This is a genomic window from Ralstonia sp. SET104, assembly GCF_003851545.1.
Lineage (GTDB): Bacteria > Pseudomonadota > Gammaproteobacteria > Burkholderiales > Burkholderiaceae > Ralstonia.
The window spans coordinates 14,420-33,691 of the sequence record NZ_BHVX01000005.1; the positions used below are offsets into that span (position 1 = coordinate 14,420).

Annotated in this window: 19 protein-coding genes and 1 pseudogene; 13 read left to right on the top strand and 7 right to left on the bottom strand. The window is 61.9% G+C overall.

The window, feature by feature from the left end; all coding sequences use genetic code 11:
- Window positions 1-65 precede the first annotated feature (65 nt).
- Both PSUB009319_RS07970 and PSUB009319_RS07975 read left to right on the top strand, forming a co-directional pair.
- Window positions 66-1,892, top strand: a complete 1,827-nt coding sequence (locus PSUB009319_RS07970) for a DUF294 nucleotidyltransferase-like domain-containing protein (RefSeq protein WP_124381701.1) — start codon at window positions 66-68, stop codon at window positions 1,890-1,892.
- Between the two features lie 16 nt (window positions 1,893-1,908).
- Window positions 1,909-2,559, top strand: a complete 651-nt coding sequence (locus tag PSUB009319_RS07975) for a 3'-5' exonuclease (RefSeq protein WP_124381702.1) — start codon at window positions 1,909-1,911, stop codon at window positions 2,557-2,559.
- Window positions 2,560-2,584: 25 nt separating this feature from the next.
- Here PSUB009319_RS07975 and PSUB009319_RS07980 read toward each other — a convergent pair whose 3' ends face one another.
- Genes PSUB009319_RS07980 through PSUB009319_RS07990 form a run of 3 tightly spaced genes read right to left on the bottom strand, consistent with a single transcriptional unit; the run spans window position 2,585 to window position 5,140 of the window.
- Entirely contained in the window at window positions 2,585-2,884 is a 300-nt protein-coding gene (locus tag PSUB009319_RS07980) for a sodium/substrate symporter small subunit (RefSeq protein ID WP_124381703.1), read from the bottom strand.
- Window positions 2,881-4,443, bottom strand: coding sequence for a sensor histidine kinase (locus tag PSUB009319_RS07985; RefSeq protein WP_124381704.1), 1,563 nt, complete (start codon window positions 4,441-4,443; stop codon window positions 2,881-2,883). The genes PSUB009319_RS07980 and PSUB009319_RS07985 overlap by 4 nt, the downstream gene beginning before the upstream one ends.
- Window positions 4,436-5,140 carry a response regulator transcription factor gene (locus PSUB009319_RS07990; RefSeq protein WP_124381705.1) on the bottom strand — a complete coding sequence of 235 codons (705 nt, stop codon included), beginning with the start codon at window positions 5,138-5,140 and terminating at the stop codon, window positions 4,436-4,438. The genes PSUB009319_RS07985 and PSUB009319_RS07990 overlap by 8 nt, the downstream gene beginning before the upstream one ends.
- Before the next feature lie 253 nt (window positions 5,141-5,393).
- Between PSUB009319_RS07990 and recA the strand changes: the two genes are divergently transcribed.
- From recA to PSUB009319_RS08035, 9 genes are all read left to right on the top strand, one after another.
- Window positions 5,394-6,452 carry a recombinase RecA gene (gene recA / locus PSUB009319_RS07995; protein ID WP_124381706.1) on the top strand — a complete coding sequence of 353 codons (1,059 nt, stop codon included), beginning with the start codon at window positions 5,394-5,396 and terminating at the stop codon, window positions 6,450-6,452.
- A gap of 96 nt (window positions 6,453-6,548) precedes the next feature.
- Window positions 6,549-7,028 (top strand): recombination regulator RecX, encoded by a 480-nt coding sequence (recX, locus tag PSUB009319_RS08000; protein ID WP_124381707.1) that lies wholly within the window; start codon window positions 6,549-6,551, stop codon window positions 7,026-7,028.
- A 306-nt stretch (window positions 7,029-7,334) separates the two neighbouring features.
- Complete coding sequence (locus tag PSUB009319_RS08005; protein ID WP_124381708.1) at window positions 7,335-7,961, top strand: DUF2889 domain-containing protein; 627 nt, start codon at window positions 7,335-7,337, stop codon at window positions 7,959-7,961.
- 74 nt (window positions 7,962-8,035) lie between these two features.
- On the top strand, window positions 8,036-9,202 hold the full coding sequence (gene sucC / locus PSUB009319_RS08010; RefSeq protein ID WP_124381709.1) for an ADP-forming succinate--CoA ligase subunit beta: 1,167 nt from the start codon (window positions 8,036-8,038) through the stop codon (window positions 9,200-9,202).
- A 90-nt stretch (window positions 9,203-9,292) separates the two neighbouring features.
- A complete protein-coding gene (sucD, locus tag PSUB009319_RS08015; RefSeq protein ID WP_064050227.1) occupies window positions 9,293-10,174 on the top strand; it encodes a succinate--CoA ligase subunit alpha in 882 nt (293 codons plus the stop codon).
- Window positions 10,175-10,335: 161 nt separating this feature from the next.
- Window positions 10,336-11,031, top strand: a complete 696-nt coding sequence (locus tag PSUB009319_RS08020) for a TerC family protein (RefSeq protein ID WP_124381710.1) — start codon at window positions 10,336-10,338, stop codon at window positions 11,029-11,031.
- A gap of 185 nt (window positions 11,032-11,216) precedes the next feature.
- Entirely contained in the window at window positions 11,217-11,738 is a 522-nt protein-coding gene (locus tag PSUB009319_RS08025) for a pilin (protein WP_124381711.1), read from the top strand.
- 253 nt (window positions 11,739-11,991) lie between these two features.
- On the top strand, window positions 11,992-12,492 hold the full coding sequence (locus tag PSUB009319_RS08030; RefSeq protein ID WP_124381712.1) for a pilin: 501 nt from the start codon (window positions 11,992-11,994) through the stop codon (window positions 12,490-12,492).
- A 72-nt stretch (window positions 12,493-12,564) separates the two neighbouring features.
- Entirely contained in the window at window positions 12,565-14,304 is a 1,740-nt protein-coding gene (locus PSUB009319_RS08035; protein ID WP_124381713.1) for a PglL family O-oligosaccharyltransferase, read from the top strand.
- Here PSUB009319_RS08035 and PSUB009319_RS23460 read toward each other — a convergent pair.
- Window positions 14,294-14,444: pseudogene (locus tag PSUB009319_RS23460) on the bottom strand (IS5/IS1182 family transposase); the annotation flags it as partial. The gene PSUB009319_RS08035 and the pseudogene PSUB009319_RS23460 sit on opposite strands and share 11 nt — an antisense overlap.
- Before the next feature lie 289 nt (window positions 14,445-14,733).
- Here PSUB009319_RS23460 and PSUB009319_RS08040 point away from each other — a divergent pair.
- Window positions 14,734-15,237 (top strand): pilin, encoded by a 504-nt coding sequence (locus PSUB009319_RS08040; protein WP_124381714.1) that lies wholly within the window; start codon window positions 14,734-14,736, stop codon window positions 15,235-15,237.
- Window positions 15,238-15,303: 66 nt separating this feature from the next.
- On the opposite strand, the gene moaC is transcribed toward PSUB009319_RS08040, so the two are convergent.
- Window positions 15,304-15,780 carry a cyclic pyranopterin monophosphate synthase MoaC gene (gene moaC / locus PSUB009319_RS08045; protein WP_124381715.1) on the bottom strand — a complete coding sequence of 159 codons (477 nt, stop codon included), beginning with the start codon at window positions 15,778-15,780 and terminating at the stop codon, window positions 15,304-15,306.
- Window positions 15,781-15,888: 108 nt separating this feature from the next.
- On the opposite strand from moaC, the gene PSUB009319_RS08050 reads away from it, so the two are divergent.
- The gene (locus tag PSUB009319_RS08050; RefSeq protein ID WP_124381716.1) at window positions 15,889-17,592 is read left to right on the top strand and encodes a M48 family metallopeptidase; all 1,704 of its coding nucleotides are present in this window, start codon (window positions 15,889-15,891) and stop codon (window positions 17,590-17,592) included.
- A 12-nt stretch (window positions 17,593-17,604) separates the two neighbouring features.
- On the opposite strand, the gene PSUB009319_RS08055 is transcribed toward PSUB009319_RS08050, so the two are convergent.
- Together PSUB009319_RS08055 and PSUB009319_RS08060 are read right to left on the bottom strand one after the other, a co-directional pair.
- Window positions 17,605-18,186, bottom strand: coding sequence for a DUF2946 family protein (locus tag PSUB009319_RS08055; RefSeq protein WP_124381717.1), 582 nt, complete (start codon window positions 18,184-18,186; stop codon window positions 17,605-17,607).
- Window positions 18,179-19,255: a YheT family hydrolase gene (locus tag PSUB009319_RS08060; RefSeq protein ID WP_124381718.1), complete on the bottom strand. Its 1,077-nt coding sequence runs from the start codon at window positions 19,253-19,255 to the stop codon at window positions 18,179-18,181. Before PSUB009319_RS08060 ends, PSUB009319_RS08055 begins: the two co-directional genes overlap by 8 nt.
- Window positions 19,256-19,272: the final 17 nt, after the last annotated feature.

Sequence of the window (19,272 nt, forward strand, 5' to 3'; positions counted from 1 at the left end):
AGAACCACAGGGCCACGCGGACCGAAGGCGGGCGATGCGCTGCGTCGCCCGCTTTTCAAACGACTATGCCCAGCGCCTTCAACTTCTCGGTCTGGCCTTTCGATTGCCTCAACCAGGACGAACAGCGCCTGGTGCACGAGGCCGTTGACATCGGCTACTACCCCGAAGGCGAAGTCATACTCGACGTTGGTGCGGCACCGCTGCACCTGTTCGTCATCCTCAAGGGCGGCGTCGCCCAGTATGACGGCGACGAGCTGATCGCCACCTACGGCCCCGACGATTGCTTTGACGGGCGAGCCCTGGTGGCAGGCAAGGCCAGCAGCCGCTTCGTCGCGACCGAAGAAGTCGTGGCTTATCAGGTCGCGCGCCAGGCGGTGCGCGATCTCATTGCAATCAATGCCACTTTTGGGGCACTGCTCTTCTCAGACCTGGGCAGCAAGCTCAGCGTGATTGCGCAGCGGCAGAGCATGGAGACGATGCAGTCGCTTGCCGTCTCGCGCGTGAGCGACGCCTTCGTTCGCCCCGTGCATTTCGTCGACGCCGATACCGACGTCGTCTCCGTGGTCAAGCTGTTCCAGGCCCACAACACCTCGAACGTGCTGGTGCGCGATGGCTCCAGCAATCCACCGCGGGTGGGCATCTTCACACGCAGCTCCTTGCAGCGGGCGGTCCTGCATGGCACGCCGCTCGATCGTTTGCCGGTCGGGCAGATGAGCCAGTTTTCCCTGATCACCGTGCCCGCGTCCGCGCAGATCGGCGATGCGCTGACGCTGATGCTGCGCCATCGGGTGCACCGCCTGGTCGTGACGCGCGAAGACGAGATTCTCGGTCTGCTTGAATCGCTCGACGTGTTCAGCTTCCTGGCCAATCACTCGTATCTGCTGACCGTGCAGATCAGCCTGGCCCGCGATCTGGACGCGCTCGCGCAGGTGGCGTCGCAGATCACGCGCATGGTCTCGTTGCTCATGCGCGGCGGCTCGCGCGTAGACCACATCGCCAACCTCGTGCGCGAAATCAACGCGCGTCTGTTCGAGCGTGCGTGGCAGATGATCGCGCCACCGGAACTGGTGGCCAACAGTTGCCTGTTCGTCATGGGCAGCGAGGGCCGTGGCGAGCAACTGCTCAAGACCGATCAGGACAACGCCCTGGTGTTGCGCGACGGCTATGTGCCGCCCCCCGACTTATCGCGCATCGTTACGCGCTTTTCCGATGCGCTGGCCGCATTCGGTTACCCGCCCTGTCCGGGCGGCATCATGCTCAGCCGGCCCGAGTGGTGCATGAGCGCGGGCGACTTCGCGCGGCACATCCGCGAATGGTTGATCCTGCCAAGCCCCGAGGGCTTGATGCGCCTGGCGATCTTCTTCGATGCACACGCGGTGTGCGGCGATGCCGCCCTGCTCAAGCAACTGCGGCGGACCTTGCTGGACCTGACGCTCAACAACGACGCGCTGCTGGGCCGCTTTGCCGCGGCCATCGAAGCCTTCGGTCACGCTCCGGGCTGGCGCGATCGTCTGCTCGGATTGGGGGATCCCAACCCGGTGCTCGACGTGAAGAAGGAGGGCATCTTTCCCATCGTCCACGGCGTGCGAAGCCTCGCGCTCGCCCATCATGTGCTCGACCAGATCGGCACGGTGCCGCGGCTGGAAGCGCTGGTGCGCGCCCAGGTGCTCGACCTGCAGATGGCCAACGAGTTGAGCGAGAGCCTGCATTTTTTGATGGCCCTGCGGCTCAAGGCCGGGCTCGCAGAGATCGACGCGCATCAGCCCGTGTCGTGCGACGTGCATCCATCGCGCCTGTCGTCTCTGGAGCGGGATCTGCTCAAAGACGCGCTGGGCGCGGTGAAGCGGTTCAAGGCGCTGTTGCGGCAGCGCTGGCGTACTGAGTGGATGTGAAGCGAGGCAGGCTGCCATGATCGGGCTGCTTTCTGACTGGCGACACGCGCTGCACAGGCGGCGCCTGCTGCGCAAGCTGCGTGATCCGACATTCCGCTTCCTGTTCGACTTACCACCCGCCGAAGAGTGGATCGCGCTCGACTGCGAGACCACTGGCCTGAACGTGCGCACCGACGAGATCGTCTCTATCGGAGCTGTCCGCATTGTCGGTAACCGCATCCTGACCAGCGAGCGCCTGGAGCTGTTCGTCAAGCCCCAGCGGAGCGTAGCCGCCGAAAGTATTCGCGTGCATCGCCTGCGCGAGTGCGACCTGGCCGATGGTGTACCGATCGAAGAGGCGGTCCGCTTACTGCTGCACTTCATCGGCAGCCGGCCGCTGGTGGGTTATTACCTCGAGTTTGATGTGGCGATGCTCAATCGGGTGCTGGTGCCCATGCTCGGCATTGGCCTGCCGCAGCCCAAGATCGAAGTCTCCGCCCTGTATTACGACTATCGGTTCCGGCAATTGCCACCCTACCGCCAGCAGGGCGACCCTGATCTGGACCTGCGCTTTGCCACCCTCATGAGAGAACTGGACCTGCCGACCTGGGATGCGCACGATGCGCTCAACGATGCGGTGATGGCGGCGCTGGCCTTCGTGAAGCTGCGCCATCTCGGCGTGGCGTGACACGGCGCACGCCCGCCACGGCGCTTCAGATAGACGGCGGTGGTTCCGATGCGTCGGGCTGCGTCGACTCGGCTTCCTGTGCCGCGGCATTGGCCGCCCGGTTCGTGCGCCACGCATACAGCACCGTGATCAGCACGTAGACGATGGGCGCGCCCTGGCCCGCCACCCAGTATGCGAAGGGCCAGCCGAAGATGCGCATCGACAGGTCGCGCGCGAAGAACGCCACCACGAACGTCACCACAAACCACACGCCCAGCAGCGCGCCGATCCACCGCATGTTGGTGAACCATCGCTGGCGCGCGGGGGTGCCTGGCGTGATGCTCATGCGCCCGGCGCCTCGCTGGGCGAATAGCGGTGCAGCGTGATGCGAAAACGCACCCCCGCCAGCCGGGGCGATGCCTGATAGACGTTGTCGAGCACCTCGATGTCACCGCCATGCTGCTGCACGATCTCGCGCACGATCGCCAGGCCCAGCCCGCTGCCCTCGACCTGCGTGCCGAGGATGCGGTAGAAGCGTTGCATCACGCGCTCGCGCTCGGCAACGGGGATGCCGGGGCCGGTGTCGTCCACGTCGATGAAGAGGAACGGCTCGAACGGCGCGGTGGTCACGCGCACAGTCACATGGCCGCCATCGGGCGTGTAGCGGATGGCGTTGTCGAGCAGGTTGTTGAGCATCTCGGCAAGCATCGTGGCGTTGCCCGATGTCATGACAGGCGCGCCAGGCTCTTCGAAGCCGAGGTCGATCTGCTTGGCCCATGCCTTGGGCAGCCAGTCGGCCACCACCTGGCGGGACAACGTGCACATATCGAGCGGCACCATGCTATCTGTGGCGCCCATGTTTTCCATGCGAGCGAGCGAGAGCAGTTGCTTGACGAGATGCGCCGTGCGGTCCGAGCTGTCGGCGATGTGCGCGAGCGTGCGGCGCAGCTCATCGGGCGATTGCTCACGCTGCGCCAGTTCGGCTTGCATGCGCAAGCCGGCCAGCGGCGTTTTCATCTGATGCGCGGCATCGGCAATAAAGCGCTTCTGCGTGTGCACGGATTGCTCCAGCCGCCCGAGCAGGTCATTGAATGACGCCACCAGCGGCGTCAACTCCTGTGGCGCGGCGCCTTCGTCGATGGGGCTCGTATCGCCCGGGTTGCGCGCGCGGATGCGCTCCTGAATCGCATTGAGAGGCGCCAGCCCGCGCGTGAGTCCAAACCACACCAGGATCACCGCCAGCGGCAGGATCACGAACTGCGGCAGGATCACGCCCTTGATGATTTCGTTGGCAAGCTGCGCGCGCTTGTCGAGCGTTTCCGCCACTTGCACCAGCGCGGGTTTGTCGCCGGAGCCCGGCCGCTGCACAAACGTGTACGCAACCCGAATCTCTGCGCCATGAATGTGATCGTCGCGCAGTTGCACGAGGCCGCCGGCGTTGGCGTCTTCCTCCGGCGGCAGCGGCAACTCGCGGTCACCGGAGACGAACTCGCCGTTTGTGCCAAGCACTTGGTAATAGATGTTGTCGGTCTCGTCCGCACGCAGAATTTCGCGCGCCGAGATCGGCAGTTGCAGCGTCACGCGCCCATTCACCTCGCGCAGTTGCTGGCTGAGCACGATGGCGCTCGATTCCAGCGCGCGATCGTATGGCGCATTTGCAATCGACTTGGCCACCAGATAGGTCACCGCAATGCTCATCGGCCACAGCAGCAGCAGCGGCGCAAGCATCCAGTCGAGAATCTCGCCGAAGAGCGATCGGGCGACGGGCCGCGTGGCGTCGTCTTCAAGGTGGGGAAGGGTATCGGCGAGGTCTTGGTCGTCCGCGCGGGGGGCCGCGCCGGTACGGTCGGGGTCGGGCCGTGGTGCGCGGGAGCGGCGCCACGGCCAAGCCAGCCGGTCACCCATGGGCGGCAGCCTGGGCAGGGGCGGCGGCGCGTTCCAGGCAATAGCCCAGTCCGCGCACGGTGGCGATGCGGATGCCGTCCACCTCGATCTTCTTGCGCAACCTGTGGATGTAAACCTCGATGGCGTTGTTGCTGACTTCCTCGCCCCAGCCGCACAGGTGATCGACCAACTGCTCTTTCGACACCAGCCGGCCGACGCGCGCAAGCAGAATCTCCAGCAGACCAATCTCACGCGCCGACAGTTCCACCACCTGATCATGGATATAGGCGATGCGCCCAACCTGGTCGAATGCCAGTGGCCCATGGCGGACAAGCGTGGCGCCACCGCCCGTACCGCGCCGCACCAGCGCCCGCACGCGCGCTTCCAGTTCGGACAGCGCGAAGGGTTTTGCCATGTAATCGTCGGCGCCCAGATCCAGACCCTTGACGCGTTCTTCCACGCTGTCGGCGGCGGTCAGGATCAGCACGGGCAACATCGCCCCGCGCGATCGCAGCCGTTTGAGTACCTCCAGGCCCGACATGCGTGGCAGGCCTACGTCGAGAATCAGCAGGTCATAGGTTTGGGCCGTTTGCGCGGACAGCGCCGCATCGGCAGTGGCTCCATCGGAGGCTTGGTCGACGGCGTAACCTGCCTGGCGCAGCGAACGGGTCAGCCCGTCAGCCAGCGTGGCGTCGTCTTCTGCAATCAGGATGCGCATGCGTGTCTCCCCGCGATGCCGGGCAAGATGTTTCGCCCATCCCGCCCGCTACATTGTTTTCGCGCGACATTCGTATTGGAGACTTGTCAAAACCACTGGTTTTTTATACAGTACTCCGAATTCGCGGTGCTGTAGTCTTGGCGGCGCTAAAGTCATGAAATGGGCCGCGCTGCGTGGCCCGTTGTTGCAGGCAACCGCTGGAATCGCAAGCCCTTGCGGCCCATTTATACACCAATTTGCACGAAGGACGACCATGGAAGACGGTAAGAAGGCAGCCGCGATGAGCGCAGAAAAGCAGAAGGCGCTGGCTGCCGCGCTCGCGCAGATCGAAAAGCAGTTCGGCAAGGGCTCCATCATGAAGATGGGCGACGCCGAGGTCGAGCCGGTCCAGGTCGTGTCGACGGGTTCGCTGGGGCTGGACGTGGCGCTGGGCGTTGGCGGCTTGCCGCGCGGTCGCGTGATTGAAATCTACGGTCCGGAATCGTCGGGCAAAACCACGCTGACGCTGCAGGTGGTTGCCGAGATGCAGAAGCTGGGCGGCACCTGCGCCTTTATTGATGCAGAGCATGCATTGGACGTCACTTACGCTGACAAGATCGGCGTGAGTGTGCCGGACTTGCTCATCTCCCAGCCGGACACGGGTGAGCAGGCCCTGGAAATTGCCGATGCCCTGGTGCGCTCGGGCTCGGTTGACCTGATCGTCATCGATTCGGTGGCCGCACTGGTGCCCAAGGCGGAAATCGAAGGCGAAATGGGCGATGCGCTGCCCGGCCTGCAGGCCCGCCTGATGAGCCAGGCGCTGCGCAAGTTGACTGGCACGATCAAGAAGACCAACTGCATGGTCATCTTCATCAACCAGATCCGCATGAAGATCGGCGTGATGTTTGGCTCGCCGGAAACCACCACAGGCGGTAACGCGCTGAAGTTCTACGCCTCGGTGCGTCTGGACATCCGCCGCATCGGCTCGATCAAGAAGGGCGATGAAGTGGTGGGTAACGAAACCAAGGTCAAGGTCGTCAAGAACAAGGTGGCGCCGCCGTTCCGTGAAGCCATTTTTGACATTCTCTATGGCCAGGGCGTGTCGCGCGAGGGCGAAATCATTGATCTCGGTGTCGAAGCCAAGATCGTCGAGAAGTCCGGCGCCTGGTATAGCTACGGCGGCGAACGCATCGGTCAGGGCCGCGACAATTGCCGCGAATACCTGCGTGAGAACCCCGACCTTGCCCGCGACATCGAGAACAAGGTCCGTGAAGCACTGGGCGTGACGCCGATGGGCGCCATTGCAGTGGCCGAGGAAGTCGGAGAAGAGTAATTGGGTTGGCCGTCGGCGCAGATCGGCGGCTCTATCGAGCTTCATACGCCTGCCGTTCCCCAACGGCGGGCGTTTTCTTTTTGAGCGTGAGTCCGCATGCCGTTGCCCCGCCAACCGTTATCGCTGAAGGCACGTGCGCTGGGTTATTTGTCTCGGCGCGAGCACAGTCGAGTTGAATTGCGTCGCAAACTGACTCCTCATGCCGAATCCGCTGAGGAAGTTGATGCGTTGCTGGACTGGTTGGAGGGCGAAAACTGGCTCTCCAACGCGCGTTTTGCCGAGAGCATGGTGCACCGCCGCGCAGGTCGCTACGGCACGGCTCGCCTGATGCAGGAACTGAAAACGCATCAACTTGGGGAAGAAACGCTGGGCGAGGTCAAAGCCCAACTGCAAAGCACCGAAGCCGCCCGAGCCAAGGCCCTGTGGGATAAGCGCTTCGGACATCCACCTGCCGATTTGACAGAGCGTGCCAAGCAGGTGCGCTACATGATGGCGCGCGGGTTCTCTCGTTCCGTGGTGTCGCGCATCATCGCGGGGGCGGACGAACTGCTGCAAGATGGGGACGAATCAGCCTGAGCGCCGCTGATCTCCCAACAATTCGCTTGAACAATCCTGTGTGTACTTGAACAATCCTGTGTGTACCGATTGCTGCGGTTGCACCTTCGGTGGTTGTTGCAACCGCATTCACACTGCGTTGCAACACGTGACCCCTGTCTGGTCGTGACGACGTGTTAAAATTCGAGTCTTTGATACCGCCCTCTACCTCGGTTGCAGGGCGGTCGTGTTCGTGTGTGGCGGCTGATTCGCTCCTCGCACGTCCTGTAGGCGATGCGCGAGATCCGCGCGCGCCGCCTCCATCGGTCCTATCGGTCTGTCTGGTCCATGCCTCTGTCTGCTCCCGTCCCGCGCGTCATGCGCCACCGCCGTGCCATCACGGTGGAGGCCTATTTGCGGGACGATGGCCTGTGGGATATCGAGGCGCGCCTGACCGACACCAAGCCACGTGATATCCCGCTTGCCAGCGGCGGCGTCCGCCCCGAAGGTGAGCCGCTGCACGACTTGTGGCTGCGCGTGACCATCGATGCCCGCATGAACGTGGTGGATGCTGAAGCGTGCTCCGACTGGGTGCCGTACCCCACCCATTGCGACACGATAGGCCCCGCCTACCGCAAGCTCATCGGCCTGAACCTGATGAAGGGTTTTCGAAAGGCCTCGCGTGAGAGACTCGGCGGCGTGGCAGGCTGTACGCACCTGACGGAGCTGTGCGGCGTGCTGCCGACCGCTGCCATTCAGGCGTTTGCGGGCGATGTCTTTCCGGTGCGCGACAACTCCAACGATGTCCGACCGATCGAGCCCGGCGAAAAGCCGCCTTACCAACTCCATGGCTGCCATGCCCTGCACTTCGAGGGCGAGGTGGTTCGCAAGCATTACCCGCGCTGGTTCGCTTACCAGCCCGAAGCCAAGATCCTACCGCCAGTCAACGAGCAGTCGCCTGAGCCGTCGTCCTGACGGGGCGGGGCTGCTCGTGCGCTTTTTTCGACCCACATTCATCACACTCACTCTGCCTAGCAAAGGAAACACGCATGAATATCCATGAGTACCAAGGCAAGGAAATCCTGCGCAAATACAATGTGCCGGTTCCGCGCGGCATTCCGGCCTTCTCGGTCGACGAGGCCATCAAGGCTGCTGAAACCCTGGGCGGCCCGGTGTGGGTCGTGAAGGCGCAGATTCATGCGGGTGGCCGTGGCAAGGGCGGCGGCGTGAAGGTCGCCAAGAGCATGGACCAGGTCAAGGAGTACGCCACTGGCATCCTGGGCATGACGCTGGTGACGCACCAGACCGGTCCGGAAGGCAAGCTGGTCAAGCGCCTGCTGATCGAAGAAGGCGCTGACATCAAGAAGGAACTGTACGTGTCGCTGGTGGTGGACCGTGTGTCGCAGCAGGTCGCGCTGATGGCCTCGAGCGAAGGCGGCATGGACATCGAAGAAGTGGCCGAAAGCCATCCGGAAAAAATCCACACGCTGCTGATCGATCCGCAAGCCGGTCTGCAAGACGCTCAGGCTGATGACATCGCCCGCAAGATCGGCGTGCCCGATGCGAGCGTTCCGCAAGCCCGCCAAGCCCTGCAAGGCCTGTACAAGGCATTCTGGGAAACCGACGCTTCGCAAGCTGAAATCAACCCGCTGATCCTGACCGGCGACGGCAAGGTCATCGCGCTGGATGCCAAGTTCAACTTCGACTCGAACGCGCTGTTCCGTCACCCGGAAATCGTGGCTTACCGCGATCTGGATGAAGAAGACCCCGCCGAAATCGAAGCCTCGAAGTTCGACCTGGCCTACATCTCGCTGGACGGCAACATCGGCTGCCTGGTGAACGGCGCCGGTCTGGCCATGGCCACGATGGACACCATCAAGCTGTTCGGCGGCGAGCCGGCCAACTTCCTCGACGTGGGCGGCGGTGCCACCACCGAAAAGGTGACCGAAGCCTTCAAGCTGATGCTGAAGAACCCCGACGTGAAGGCCATCCTGGTCAACATCTTCGGCGGCATCATGCGTTGCGATGTGATCGCCGAAGGCGTGATCGCGGCGGCGAAGGCAGTGTCGCTTTCGGTGCCGCTGGTCGTGCGCATGAAGGGCACCAACGAAGACCTCGGCAAGAAGATGCTGGCCGACTCGGGTCTGCCCATCATTGCCGCAGACACGATGGCAGAGGCCGCCGAGAAGGTCGTGGCCGCAGCCGCCGGCAAGTAAGCCGCCCGCTGAACCAACCACACGCGAACGCGAGCCGCGCCAGGTCACTCGGCGAGGCTCGCTGCCAAAAAGGCCAAAAAGGATTACAGCATGTCGATTCTGATCAACAAAGACACCAAGGTCATCACCCAGGGGATCACCGGTAAGACCGGCCAGTTCCACACCCGCGGTTGCCGCGACTACGCCAACGGCAAGAACGCCTTCGTGGCAGGCGTGAACCCGAAGAAGGCCGGCGAAGACTTCGAAGGCATCCCCATCTACGCAACCGTCAAGGATGCGAAGGCACAGACCGGCGCAACCGTGTCGGTGATCTACGTGCCGCCCGCAGGTGCCGCTGATGCAATCTGGGAGGCTGTTGAAGCCGAACTGGATCTGGTGGTTTGCATCACCGAAGGCATCCCTGTGCGCGACATGATGATGGTCAAGGACAAGATGCGTAAGGCCGGCAGCAAGACGCTGCTGCTGGGCCCGAACTGCCCGGGCCTGATCACGCCGGACGAAATCAAGATCGGCATCATGCCGGGCCACATCCACCGCAAGGGCCGCATCGGCGTGGTGTCGCGCTCGGGCACGCTGACGTACGAAGCTGTGGGTCAGCTCACCGCGCTGGGCCTGGGCCAATCGTCGGCTGTCGGTATCGGCGGCGACCCGATCAACGGCCTGAAGCACATCGACGTGATGAAGATGTTCAACGACGATCCGGAAACGGACGCCGTGGTCATGATCGGTGAGATCGGCGGTCCGGACGAAGCCAACGCGGCTTACTGGATCAAGGACAACATGAAGAAGCCGGTGGTTGGCTTCATCGCAGGCGTAACGGCGCCTCCGGGCAAGCGCATGGGCCACGCCGGCGCGCTGATCTCGGGCGGTGCCGACACGGCGCAAGCCAAGCTGGACATCATGGAAGCCTGCGGCATCAAGACCACCAAGAACCCGTCGGAAATGGCGCGTCTGCTCAAGGCGATGCTGTAATCGGTAAGGTTTGAGGTTGTGCGAGAACGGGGGGCTTGGCCTCCCGTTTTTGTTTGGGCGCGGCGCAGCAAGCGAGCCAGGCACGACATGTGTATAAGCACACAAGACGCTTTGCAAACGGACTTACCTCACGCCAACCGAAGGACATCTTCGAGAACACTATGGCGCTCACCTCAAGCGCATTCTGGTTCGCACTCGGCTCGATCATCCTGACCAACATCGTGCTGTCGGGCGACAACGCGGTCGTTATCGCGCTGGCCGCGCGCAACTTGCCCAAGCGCCAGCAGAAGCAGGCCATTTTCTGGGGCAGCGCCGGCGCCATTGTGCTGCGCGTGGTATTGACCGTGCTGGCCGTCAAGCTGCTTGCGCTGCCGTACCTGAAAACGATCGGCGCACTGCTGCTGGTCTACATTGGCGTGAAGCTGCTCTCGGAAGCCGAGGAGGAGGCCGCAGATCGCCATCTGCGTGCCGGCCTATGGCCAGCCATCCAGACCATCCTCATCGCCGACTTTGTGATGTCGCTCGATAACGTCGTCGCTGTGGCCGCCGCGGCCGAGAAGGGGCCGCCAGGCACGACGTTTCTGCTGCTGGTGCTGGGGCTTGGGTTGTCGGTGCCCTTGATCGTGTTCGGCAGTACGTTGCTCGTGGGGATCATGGCGCGCTTCCCGGTGATTATCACGCTCGGGGCGGCGCTGCTTGGGTATCTTGCCGGCGATATGCTCGTCACCGATCCGATTGACGCGGCGTGGTTTGAGCACGCGGTGCCGTATGCGGATGTGGTGGTCGGCTGCTTAGGGGCGTTGCTCGTGGTGATGATGGGGAGGTGGGTGAGTCGGCGGGCGCTGCGTCAGGCTTAGTCCGAAGGACTCCCCTCGAAAGTAGGTGATGACGGGTTCTGTCTGGAATTCTGTCAAGAACGGGCAGATTTGCGTTCGAACTTTCGACAAAGCGCGCCAATTTTGGCTCGGATACACAGTGTGTGCCTTGGCATGGTCCCTGCTCGGTGACCTCCTAACAACAAAATGCCTTTTGGGGAGAGGCCATGGTTTTTAAGCACAGCAAGGGAACGAGGCGTCGGGCGGACGGCTTTACGCTGATCGAACTGATGATCGTGGTGGCGATCGTTGGGATTTTGGCGGCGTTGGCGATTCCAGCGTATCAGGACTATACGATTCGGTCGCGGGTGACAGAGGGCCTAATCATTGCTGTACAGGCGAAGGCGTTGGTGGTCGAGAACGCTGCAAACGCACAAAGCAGCCTATCTTTGGGTTTGGCTTCGCTATCGGCCACACGCAATGTGGCCTCGTTAAATATTGATGGTGGCTCCGGCGAAATTTCCATCGGGTTCACCTCTAGCGTGGCTGGAATTGGCAGCAACACATTGATTCTGACGCCGTACTCGGGCACTGCATCGTCTACTTACGCGAATCTCAGTGCGGGGTCCGCTCCTCCAGCCATCGTCATGTGGGCATGTTCCGCCAACGGCAAGCAAATGCCCCCCAATGTCAACCGCCTCGGAACGCCCACCCTGGATGCACGCTATGCTCCGGCGGAGTGTCGATAGCGGTACTTGTGTTCAATCAAGGCGCCTGCGGGCGCCTTTTTTTGTGCAAACTGGTAGCCACTGCAGACTTGAGGTCGGCAATGCAGGAATTGACGGTCCACGTCACGGCGTGTCAAAAACTGTCACTTCCTGTTGGAGCAATAGAGCTATTAGCGACAATTTTGACACACAAGTTCATGAAATCGAGGTGGCACGGTCCCTGCTGTAATAGCACTGCATCATCCTTAACCAAATTTTTCCGGGGGAAAATTCAATGAAATCGATGCGTCGTCTAAACAAGCGAGTCCAGAAGGGCTTCACGCTGATCGAACTGATGATTGTGGTCGCGATCGTCGGTATTCTGGCTGCTATCGCCATTCCGGCGTATCAGGACTACACGATCCGTTCGCGCGTGACGGAAGGTCTGTCGCTGGCTGCTGCTACCAAGGTGCTGGTGGCTGAAAATGCCGCCAATGGTATCGACGCTGCGACGGGCTTTACCCCTCCCGGCACGACCAAGAATGTCTCCAGCCTCAACGTCACTTCGGGTACCGGTGTGATTACCGTCACCTATAACGCAAACGCTGGTGCCGGTAACCTGACGATCACGCCGTACTACAACAACAGCGGCACGATCACCAACCTCGCCGCTGGTACCGTGCCGACGGGTCCGATCCAATGGCGCTGCGCAGCCGCCGGTGCCTCGTCGAGCGGTATTACCACGTTCACCGCGGGTACGCTGTTGGCCAAGTATGCTCCGGCAGAGTGCCGTTAAACTAGATTGCCTTGCCTAGTAAGAGCGCCTTCGGGCGCTCTTTTTGTTTGATGCCTCTCTTGGCGTTCACTGATGCGTCGATTCCCCGTTTTGTTGTTGCCGGCCTGGTTTGCCCTGGGGGCGTGCTGGGCGGTTCCTTTCCTGGTCGCGCTGCACACCTATCCTGTTCCAACGTTCTATTCCGAGTCTGCAGCAGCAGTCTGCTGGATCGCATTCGCGGTCCCTGTACTGTGCATCACCTGGAAGCAGGCGATAGGCTTGCCGAGGGTCGCACTGGCACCGCTGGCACTGATTGTGGTTCTGATCCTGCAACTGGCGATTGCGCCGCCGCTGAACCCCTTTTTCTCGTTCGGAGCGATCGTCACTCTGCTGGCGGCCACCGCTATCACGGGGCTGGGCGCGCGGTGCCGGCAGCTGCCCGGTGTGCTGACGACCATTGCCGTCGCAGCCGTTGTTGGCGGCTTACTGACCGTTGCTATCGAGCTGTTGCAGCTATTCCGCGTTCCGAACCTGCCTAGCGCCTATTTCTCGGTGATGCCCACAGGTGCGGGGCGACGGATGTGGGGCAATTTGAATCAGCCAAATCATGTCGGCTCCTATTTGGCGTTCGGGCTAGCGGCATGCCTCTTTTTGGCACATCGATATCAGAAGTGGTTTGTGCCGCTGACCATCGCTATGCTCGCATTGCTGCTGGGTATGGCATTGACATTCTCGCGAATAACATGGATCCATATCGTGGTGGTCGGCCTGGTGGCCGGCATACCGCTTGGTGCAGAGGCAAAGGGGCGTGCCTGGCTGGCCAGGTTGCTTGTCCTAGTGAGCCCGCTGCTCCTCCTTGCCCTGGCATATCAGGGGTGGAATTGGATGATTGCATTCGCCAACGGGATATGGACCTTTGATTTGCCCGGGTCCATGGGCGAGCGCTTGCAGGAGGGGGTCGGCTTGCGTTCGTTACTTTGGAACCATGCTTGGCATATTTTCCTTGCCCACCCATGGTGGGGGGGCGGCTGGGGCGATTATGCCTGGAACCAATATGTGCAAACGGATACCCTCGGCCGAGTCGAGATGTCGATGAATGCGCATAATATCGTGCTCGATCTGTTGGCAAAGGTCGGCTTGGCTGGCCTAATTGCGGTGTTTGCTCCGCTCGCATGGTGGGCGTTTGACTTACGTAAGCGACTGCAGCACCCGGATGTGGCGTTCTTGTGCGCCGTGGTTGCCGTCATGATCGTGCATTCGTTGTTGGAGTATCCGCTTCACTATGTGTTCTTTCTGTTTCCGTTTGCCTTTGCTTTAGGGTATCTGGACGTCAAAGGGCTGCGCTTTCCGTCAAGCGGGCTAGCCTGGGCGCTTTCAGGGGTGATAGTAGTCTGTGGGGCGGCGCTTGTCGCACGTCTTTGGATCGACTATCGGGGCGTCGAGCGGCTCTATTTCACGCAGGATGGCGTTGCCAAAGAGTTGGTCAGGTACCAGGGCAGTGGCCAGATGCTGCTGGTGCCTTATGCAACGCTGGTTTTGGCGATGAACGCCTCGATCAATGGGGAAATGGCGCCCGTGATGGCAGCGCTTGAGCGGCAGGCCGTGCAGTTCTATCCGGGGCCGGCGACCGTCCAGCGATACGCTTTGGCGCTGGCGTTCCAAGGAAAGAACGAAGAAGCCGTAATCCATATCCGGCGTCTTCATAACCACTACTGGGGAGACTTCGCTGCACAGACGTCCGTGCTGAGGCAGGCATGCCAACGCAATGCCGATGGCTTGAAGACGTTCTGTTCACGCCTTAAATCGGAGAACCTGCTTGTCAGTGCAGATTGAGTAACGACGGCTCGCGGCCGGTCGCTTTTGTCGGTGCGTGCAGCGGAATCAGCGCCACAAACTTCTTCCACGGCAGCGCGCTTCATCTCGTCAAAAAATACGCGCTTGCGTGTACATCCGTTCGTTAGGTCCACGTTCAGGTCGGGTCTGTTTCATGTGCTCATTGCCCGCCGCAACCGGCTCTGTTTAGCATGTGGACCTTTGCCAGTTTTGACCACCATTCTTAGGTTCACGCCTCGCAATAAACAAGCGCTCCATCCGGGGCGCTTTTTATTGTGAGTGGCGTTTGCGTTTATTTGTATAAAAATTTGTTGCGATATACATGGATTGTCTTCAGTTCGATTAGGCTTTGCGATCTCAACAACGGATCTCAATAAAAGAGGATTGGTCGCTGGTTATCTGTACTTAAATCGAATCGGAGTTATCGACATGTTAAAACGTTGCATTGTTAGGCGGAATCAAAAGGGGTTCACACTCATCGAACTCATGATCGTTGTTGCGATCGTCGGCATTCTGGCGGCGATTGCGGTACCGGCATATCAGGAGTACACCATCCGAGCGAAGGTTACCGAAGGGCTCGTGCTGGCAGCTCAAACGAAAACGCTGGTGGCGGAGAACGCTATTGCCGGTCAAGCCAAATTTTCGAAAGGCGTATCGACTTTTTCTCCGACCAAGAACGTTTCGAAGCTGGAAATCAATGACGATACTGGTGAAATTTTGATCGCATTTGATCCGGGCGTCGTGCCGGATAACAAGAATAAACTGGTGTTGACGCCTTATTCCGATGGTGCAAATCTGGAGGCCGGAACGATTCCCTCTGCAGCAATTCAGTGGGTTTGTGCGGCTAACGGGAAAACGCCCCCGGATTCAGGTGTAACGCAGAAGACGTCGCCTACCTTGGACGCCAAATACGCCCCAGCCGAATGTCGTTGAACGCAGCTCATTGAAGCGAAAAAGAGCGTCTGAACGACGCTCTTTTATCGGCGGCACGAAAGCTTGTCATCCCGCCACCCACTCCCCCGACTTCCCCCCCCGCTTCTCCATCAGCCGCACATCCCCAATCACCATCCCCCGATCCACCGCCTTACACATGTCATAGATGGTGAGCAGGCCAACCTGCACCGCAGTCAACGCCTCCATCTCCACGCCCGTCTGCCCACGCGTCTCCGCGCGAACAGTGCAGCGGACACTGTGTGAAGCCTCATCCAACGCAAACTCGACCCCCACCTTCGTCAACGCCAGCGGATGACACAGCGGAATCAAATCCGACGTCCGCTTGGACCCCTGAATCGCCGCAACACGCGCAATCCCCAGCACATCGCCCTTCTTGGCGTTGCCATCGCGCACCAGCGCAAACGTCTCGGGCAGCATGCGGATCGTGCCGGTGGCCACGGCCACGCGGTGCGTGACGGCCTTGTCGCCGACGTCGACCATATGGGCTTGTCCGGCGGAATCGAAATGGGTGAGTTGCGACATGAGTGACAGCGCGTTTTGCGGGGCAGGGTATGAAGCGTTTTATGATAGCAAGCACCCGGCTTGCGGCGACGATGTGGCCGCGCTGATTCTGCTCTCCGTGCTCTCCGTATGACGCTTTCCATTTTTCGGCCGCGCGCTCGCAAGCTGACGGCTGCTATGTTGCTGTCGACTTGGCTTGTGCCGCTACCGTTGCCGGTGTTGGCGCAGGCGGTGGCGTCTGCGCCGGCGGCTTCGGTCAATGCGGCGCTGGGTTCTGCCGCGGCAGCCGATCAGGTGCAGAGCAACCTGAACCGCAGCGTGCAGATCGGTCGGCAGTCACCGTATCTGCCAAAAGAGCCTGCGGTCATTGACGCGCCAACGTACGAGTTACCCGACATGGGTGACCCGTCAACGGCGTCGTTGTCGCCCGAGATGGAGCGGCGTCTGGGTGACCGCGTGATGCGCCAGATCCGCCGTGATCCGGATTTCGTGCCCGACCCGCTGGTCACCGACTACCTCAACACCATCGGCTACAAGCTGATCGAAGCAGCGCGCCGGCAGCATGTGGCGGGCAGCACGTCGGCGTCGAGCTTCGAGTTGTTTGCGGTGCGTGATCCGGGCATCAACGCGTTTGCGCTGCCAGGCGGCTACATCGGCGTGAACACGGGCACGCTGGTGGCCACTGAGAGCGAATCGGAGCTGGCCTCGGTGCTCGGCCACGAAATCGGTCACGTGCTGCAGCGGCATATTGCGCGCGGGATCGATAAATCCGGCGAGTCGATGTGGATCGCTTTGGCGTCGATTCTGCTGGCCGGCCTGGCGGCCACCAAAAGCGGGGACGCCGCGCAGGCGCTGGCGATGGGCGGGCAGGCGGCGGCGGTGTCGAACCAGCTCGCTTTCTCGCGCGGCGCAGAGCGTGAGGCAGACCGCGTTGGTTTCACGCTGCTCACGGGCGCCGGCTACAACCCGGACGGCATGCCCGACTTTTTCCGCCGTCTGCAGCGCGTGACGAACATTGCCGATACCGGCGTGATTCCAGGCTATGCGCGCACCCACCCGCTGACTGGCGAGCGCATCGCCGATATGGAAGATCGCGCACGTGGCCTGCCGCACCCGCGCCAGCCGCGTCGGCCGGAGTTCGGTTTCGCCAAGGTGCGTGCGCGCGTGCTGCAGGAGACGTCGACGAGCGCCTATATCGATGTGCGCAATGCGATGCGCTCGCAGTTGTCTTCGGCGCCGGATGCACCGGTCGAGAAGCGCGCGGCGCTTTGGTACGGGGTGGCAGTTGCCAATCAGATGGCGGGGCGGCTGGACGACGCTGAACAAGCGCTGCTGGAAGCGCGGCGCTTGTACGGCAATATTCCCGGTATCACGTCGGGCAGCGTTGAGCTGGATGTGACGGCCATCGAACTGGCGCGCGCGCGAGGCCGTGCACCAGAGGCGCTGACGCTGGCGCGCGCGGCGCTTGTTGCGTATCCGCTCTCACGCGCGGTGGGCATTACCTATGCGCAAACGCTGCTGACCGCCGGCCGGGCCGATGATGCGATTCCGTATCTGAAAGACAAGACCCGCGAAGACACTGCCCAGCCGATCTGGTGGGACATGCTTGCGCGAGCCTACGCTGACAAGGGCTCGCGCGTCGAGCAGCACCGCGCCCTGGCAGAGAAGTACGCACGGGATGGGGCTTGGGGTTCCGCAGTGGAGCAACTGAAGCTGGCTCGCGATGCGGGGGATGCGGATTTCTACACGCTATCTGAAGTGGATGCGCGCTTGCACCAGATGGAGCGGCAATACCGGGAAGAGAAGGCGGAAGACAAGGCATTGCCAAAGTAAGGCCGGTCGGTGCTATTCCGTTGGCCGGGCTACGAAGCCGTAGCGCTGTGCGACTTCCGCGCGCGCAATCGGCTCAATATCGAACGTCCGGCCACCCAGACTCAACGTGCCCAGCGCGGCTCCGCACGCTGCTGCGTGCCATTGAGCCAGCGAGGAGAACGGCTCCAGGTCATGATCGTGCAGCAGGGCAATGGTTTCTTCTGCATCCCATCCGCTCACGCGGCCCGATAGCAGCACGCTACCGTGTTCGTCGACAAAACAGCCGGTGGGTGAGAACGCAGCGCTGGTGGTTGTCGTGAATGTGGCAGGCGCACCTTCTGCCGACAACCGCACAACCCACGGCGCGTAGTCCAGTTCGACAAACACCCGCTGCGGCCCATTTTGAAAGAACCAGCGCCCCGCATCGTCATGCGCGTAGTTGCGCACGATGAAGTCGACGAGCGCTGCGTGGCGAATCGGCTCGCCCGAGAGTTTGTTGGCTTGCGCATATTCATTGCGCATGCGCCATTGGCCGCGCCGGTCCAGCGCCAGCCAGCCAAAGCAGTTCGGCACGTTCGGCCACTTGGCCATGGCCTGACGGACGACGTCATCCACGGGCATCCCCTGTTTCTGGTTGGCGGCCGAGCACGTCATCAAAAAAGCGGAGGACGCGCGCAGGCATCCAATCAACGCGGCCCGCGTTGCCATGACGGAGGAGAAAGCCGACGTGGCCGCCGTGCAGCGGCTGATCCAGCACGATATCGGGCGACACGTCAGCCGGGCCGGGCAGATAGCGGCCGGGCAGGAACGGATCGTTGCGCGCGTTCAGCACCAGTGTCGGCACGCGCACCTCGCGCAGTACAGGTTTGGACGACGCGCGCGTCCAGTAGTCGAGCACGTCGCGAAAGCCGTGCAGCGGCGCGGTGACAAGATTGTCGAACTGGCCCAGGGTGCGCGTGGCCATCATGGCGGCGCGGTCGTACAGGCCGGGGTGCTGGTCGAGCTTGGCGTTGGCCTTGTCCTTGAGCGTACGCAGGAACATGCGCGTGTAGACCATGTTGAAGCCCTTGGATAACGCAGCGCCACCGGCCCGCATGTCCAGCGGCGCCGAGACCGTCGCGGCCGCGCTCACGTAGCGCGCATCGGTGCCGTGCTCGCCCAGGCAGCGCAGCAGCGCATTGCCGCCCAGCGAGATGCCGGCGACCAGCAGCTTGCGGCGCTGAGGCTGGCAAACCGTCTGGTAAAGGCGCTCCAGAATCCACGCGATTTCTGCGCCGTCGCCACAGTGGTACATGCGCGGCGCGAGGTTTATCTCGCCCGAGCAGCCGCGAAAGTGCGGAATCACGCCCAGCCATCGGCGCGCGCGCAGCGCATCCATCAGCAGCCGGGCGTAATGACTGTGCGAATCGCCTTCCAGGCCGTGGAACATGACGACGAGCGGCGCATTCGTGTCGGTCTCGTGCGTGGTCCAGTCGAGGTCGATGAAATCTTGGTCTGGCGTATCCCAGCGTTCTCGGCGATACGCGATGCGCGGAAAGCGCCACAGGCGCGCCGGCACGATCGTCTGTGCATTGCCGCCGATCAGCCACCATGGCGAGCGAAAGGCATGCGGCTCGAACGGCCCTGCGAGCAGGGCGCCCAGATTCAGTTCAAGGGGCGTGGTGCGGCGTGGCGGGTGGATCATCGGAGACAGACGGCAGC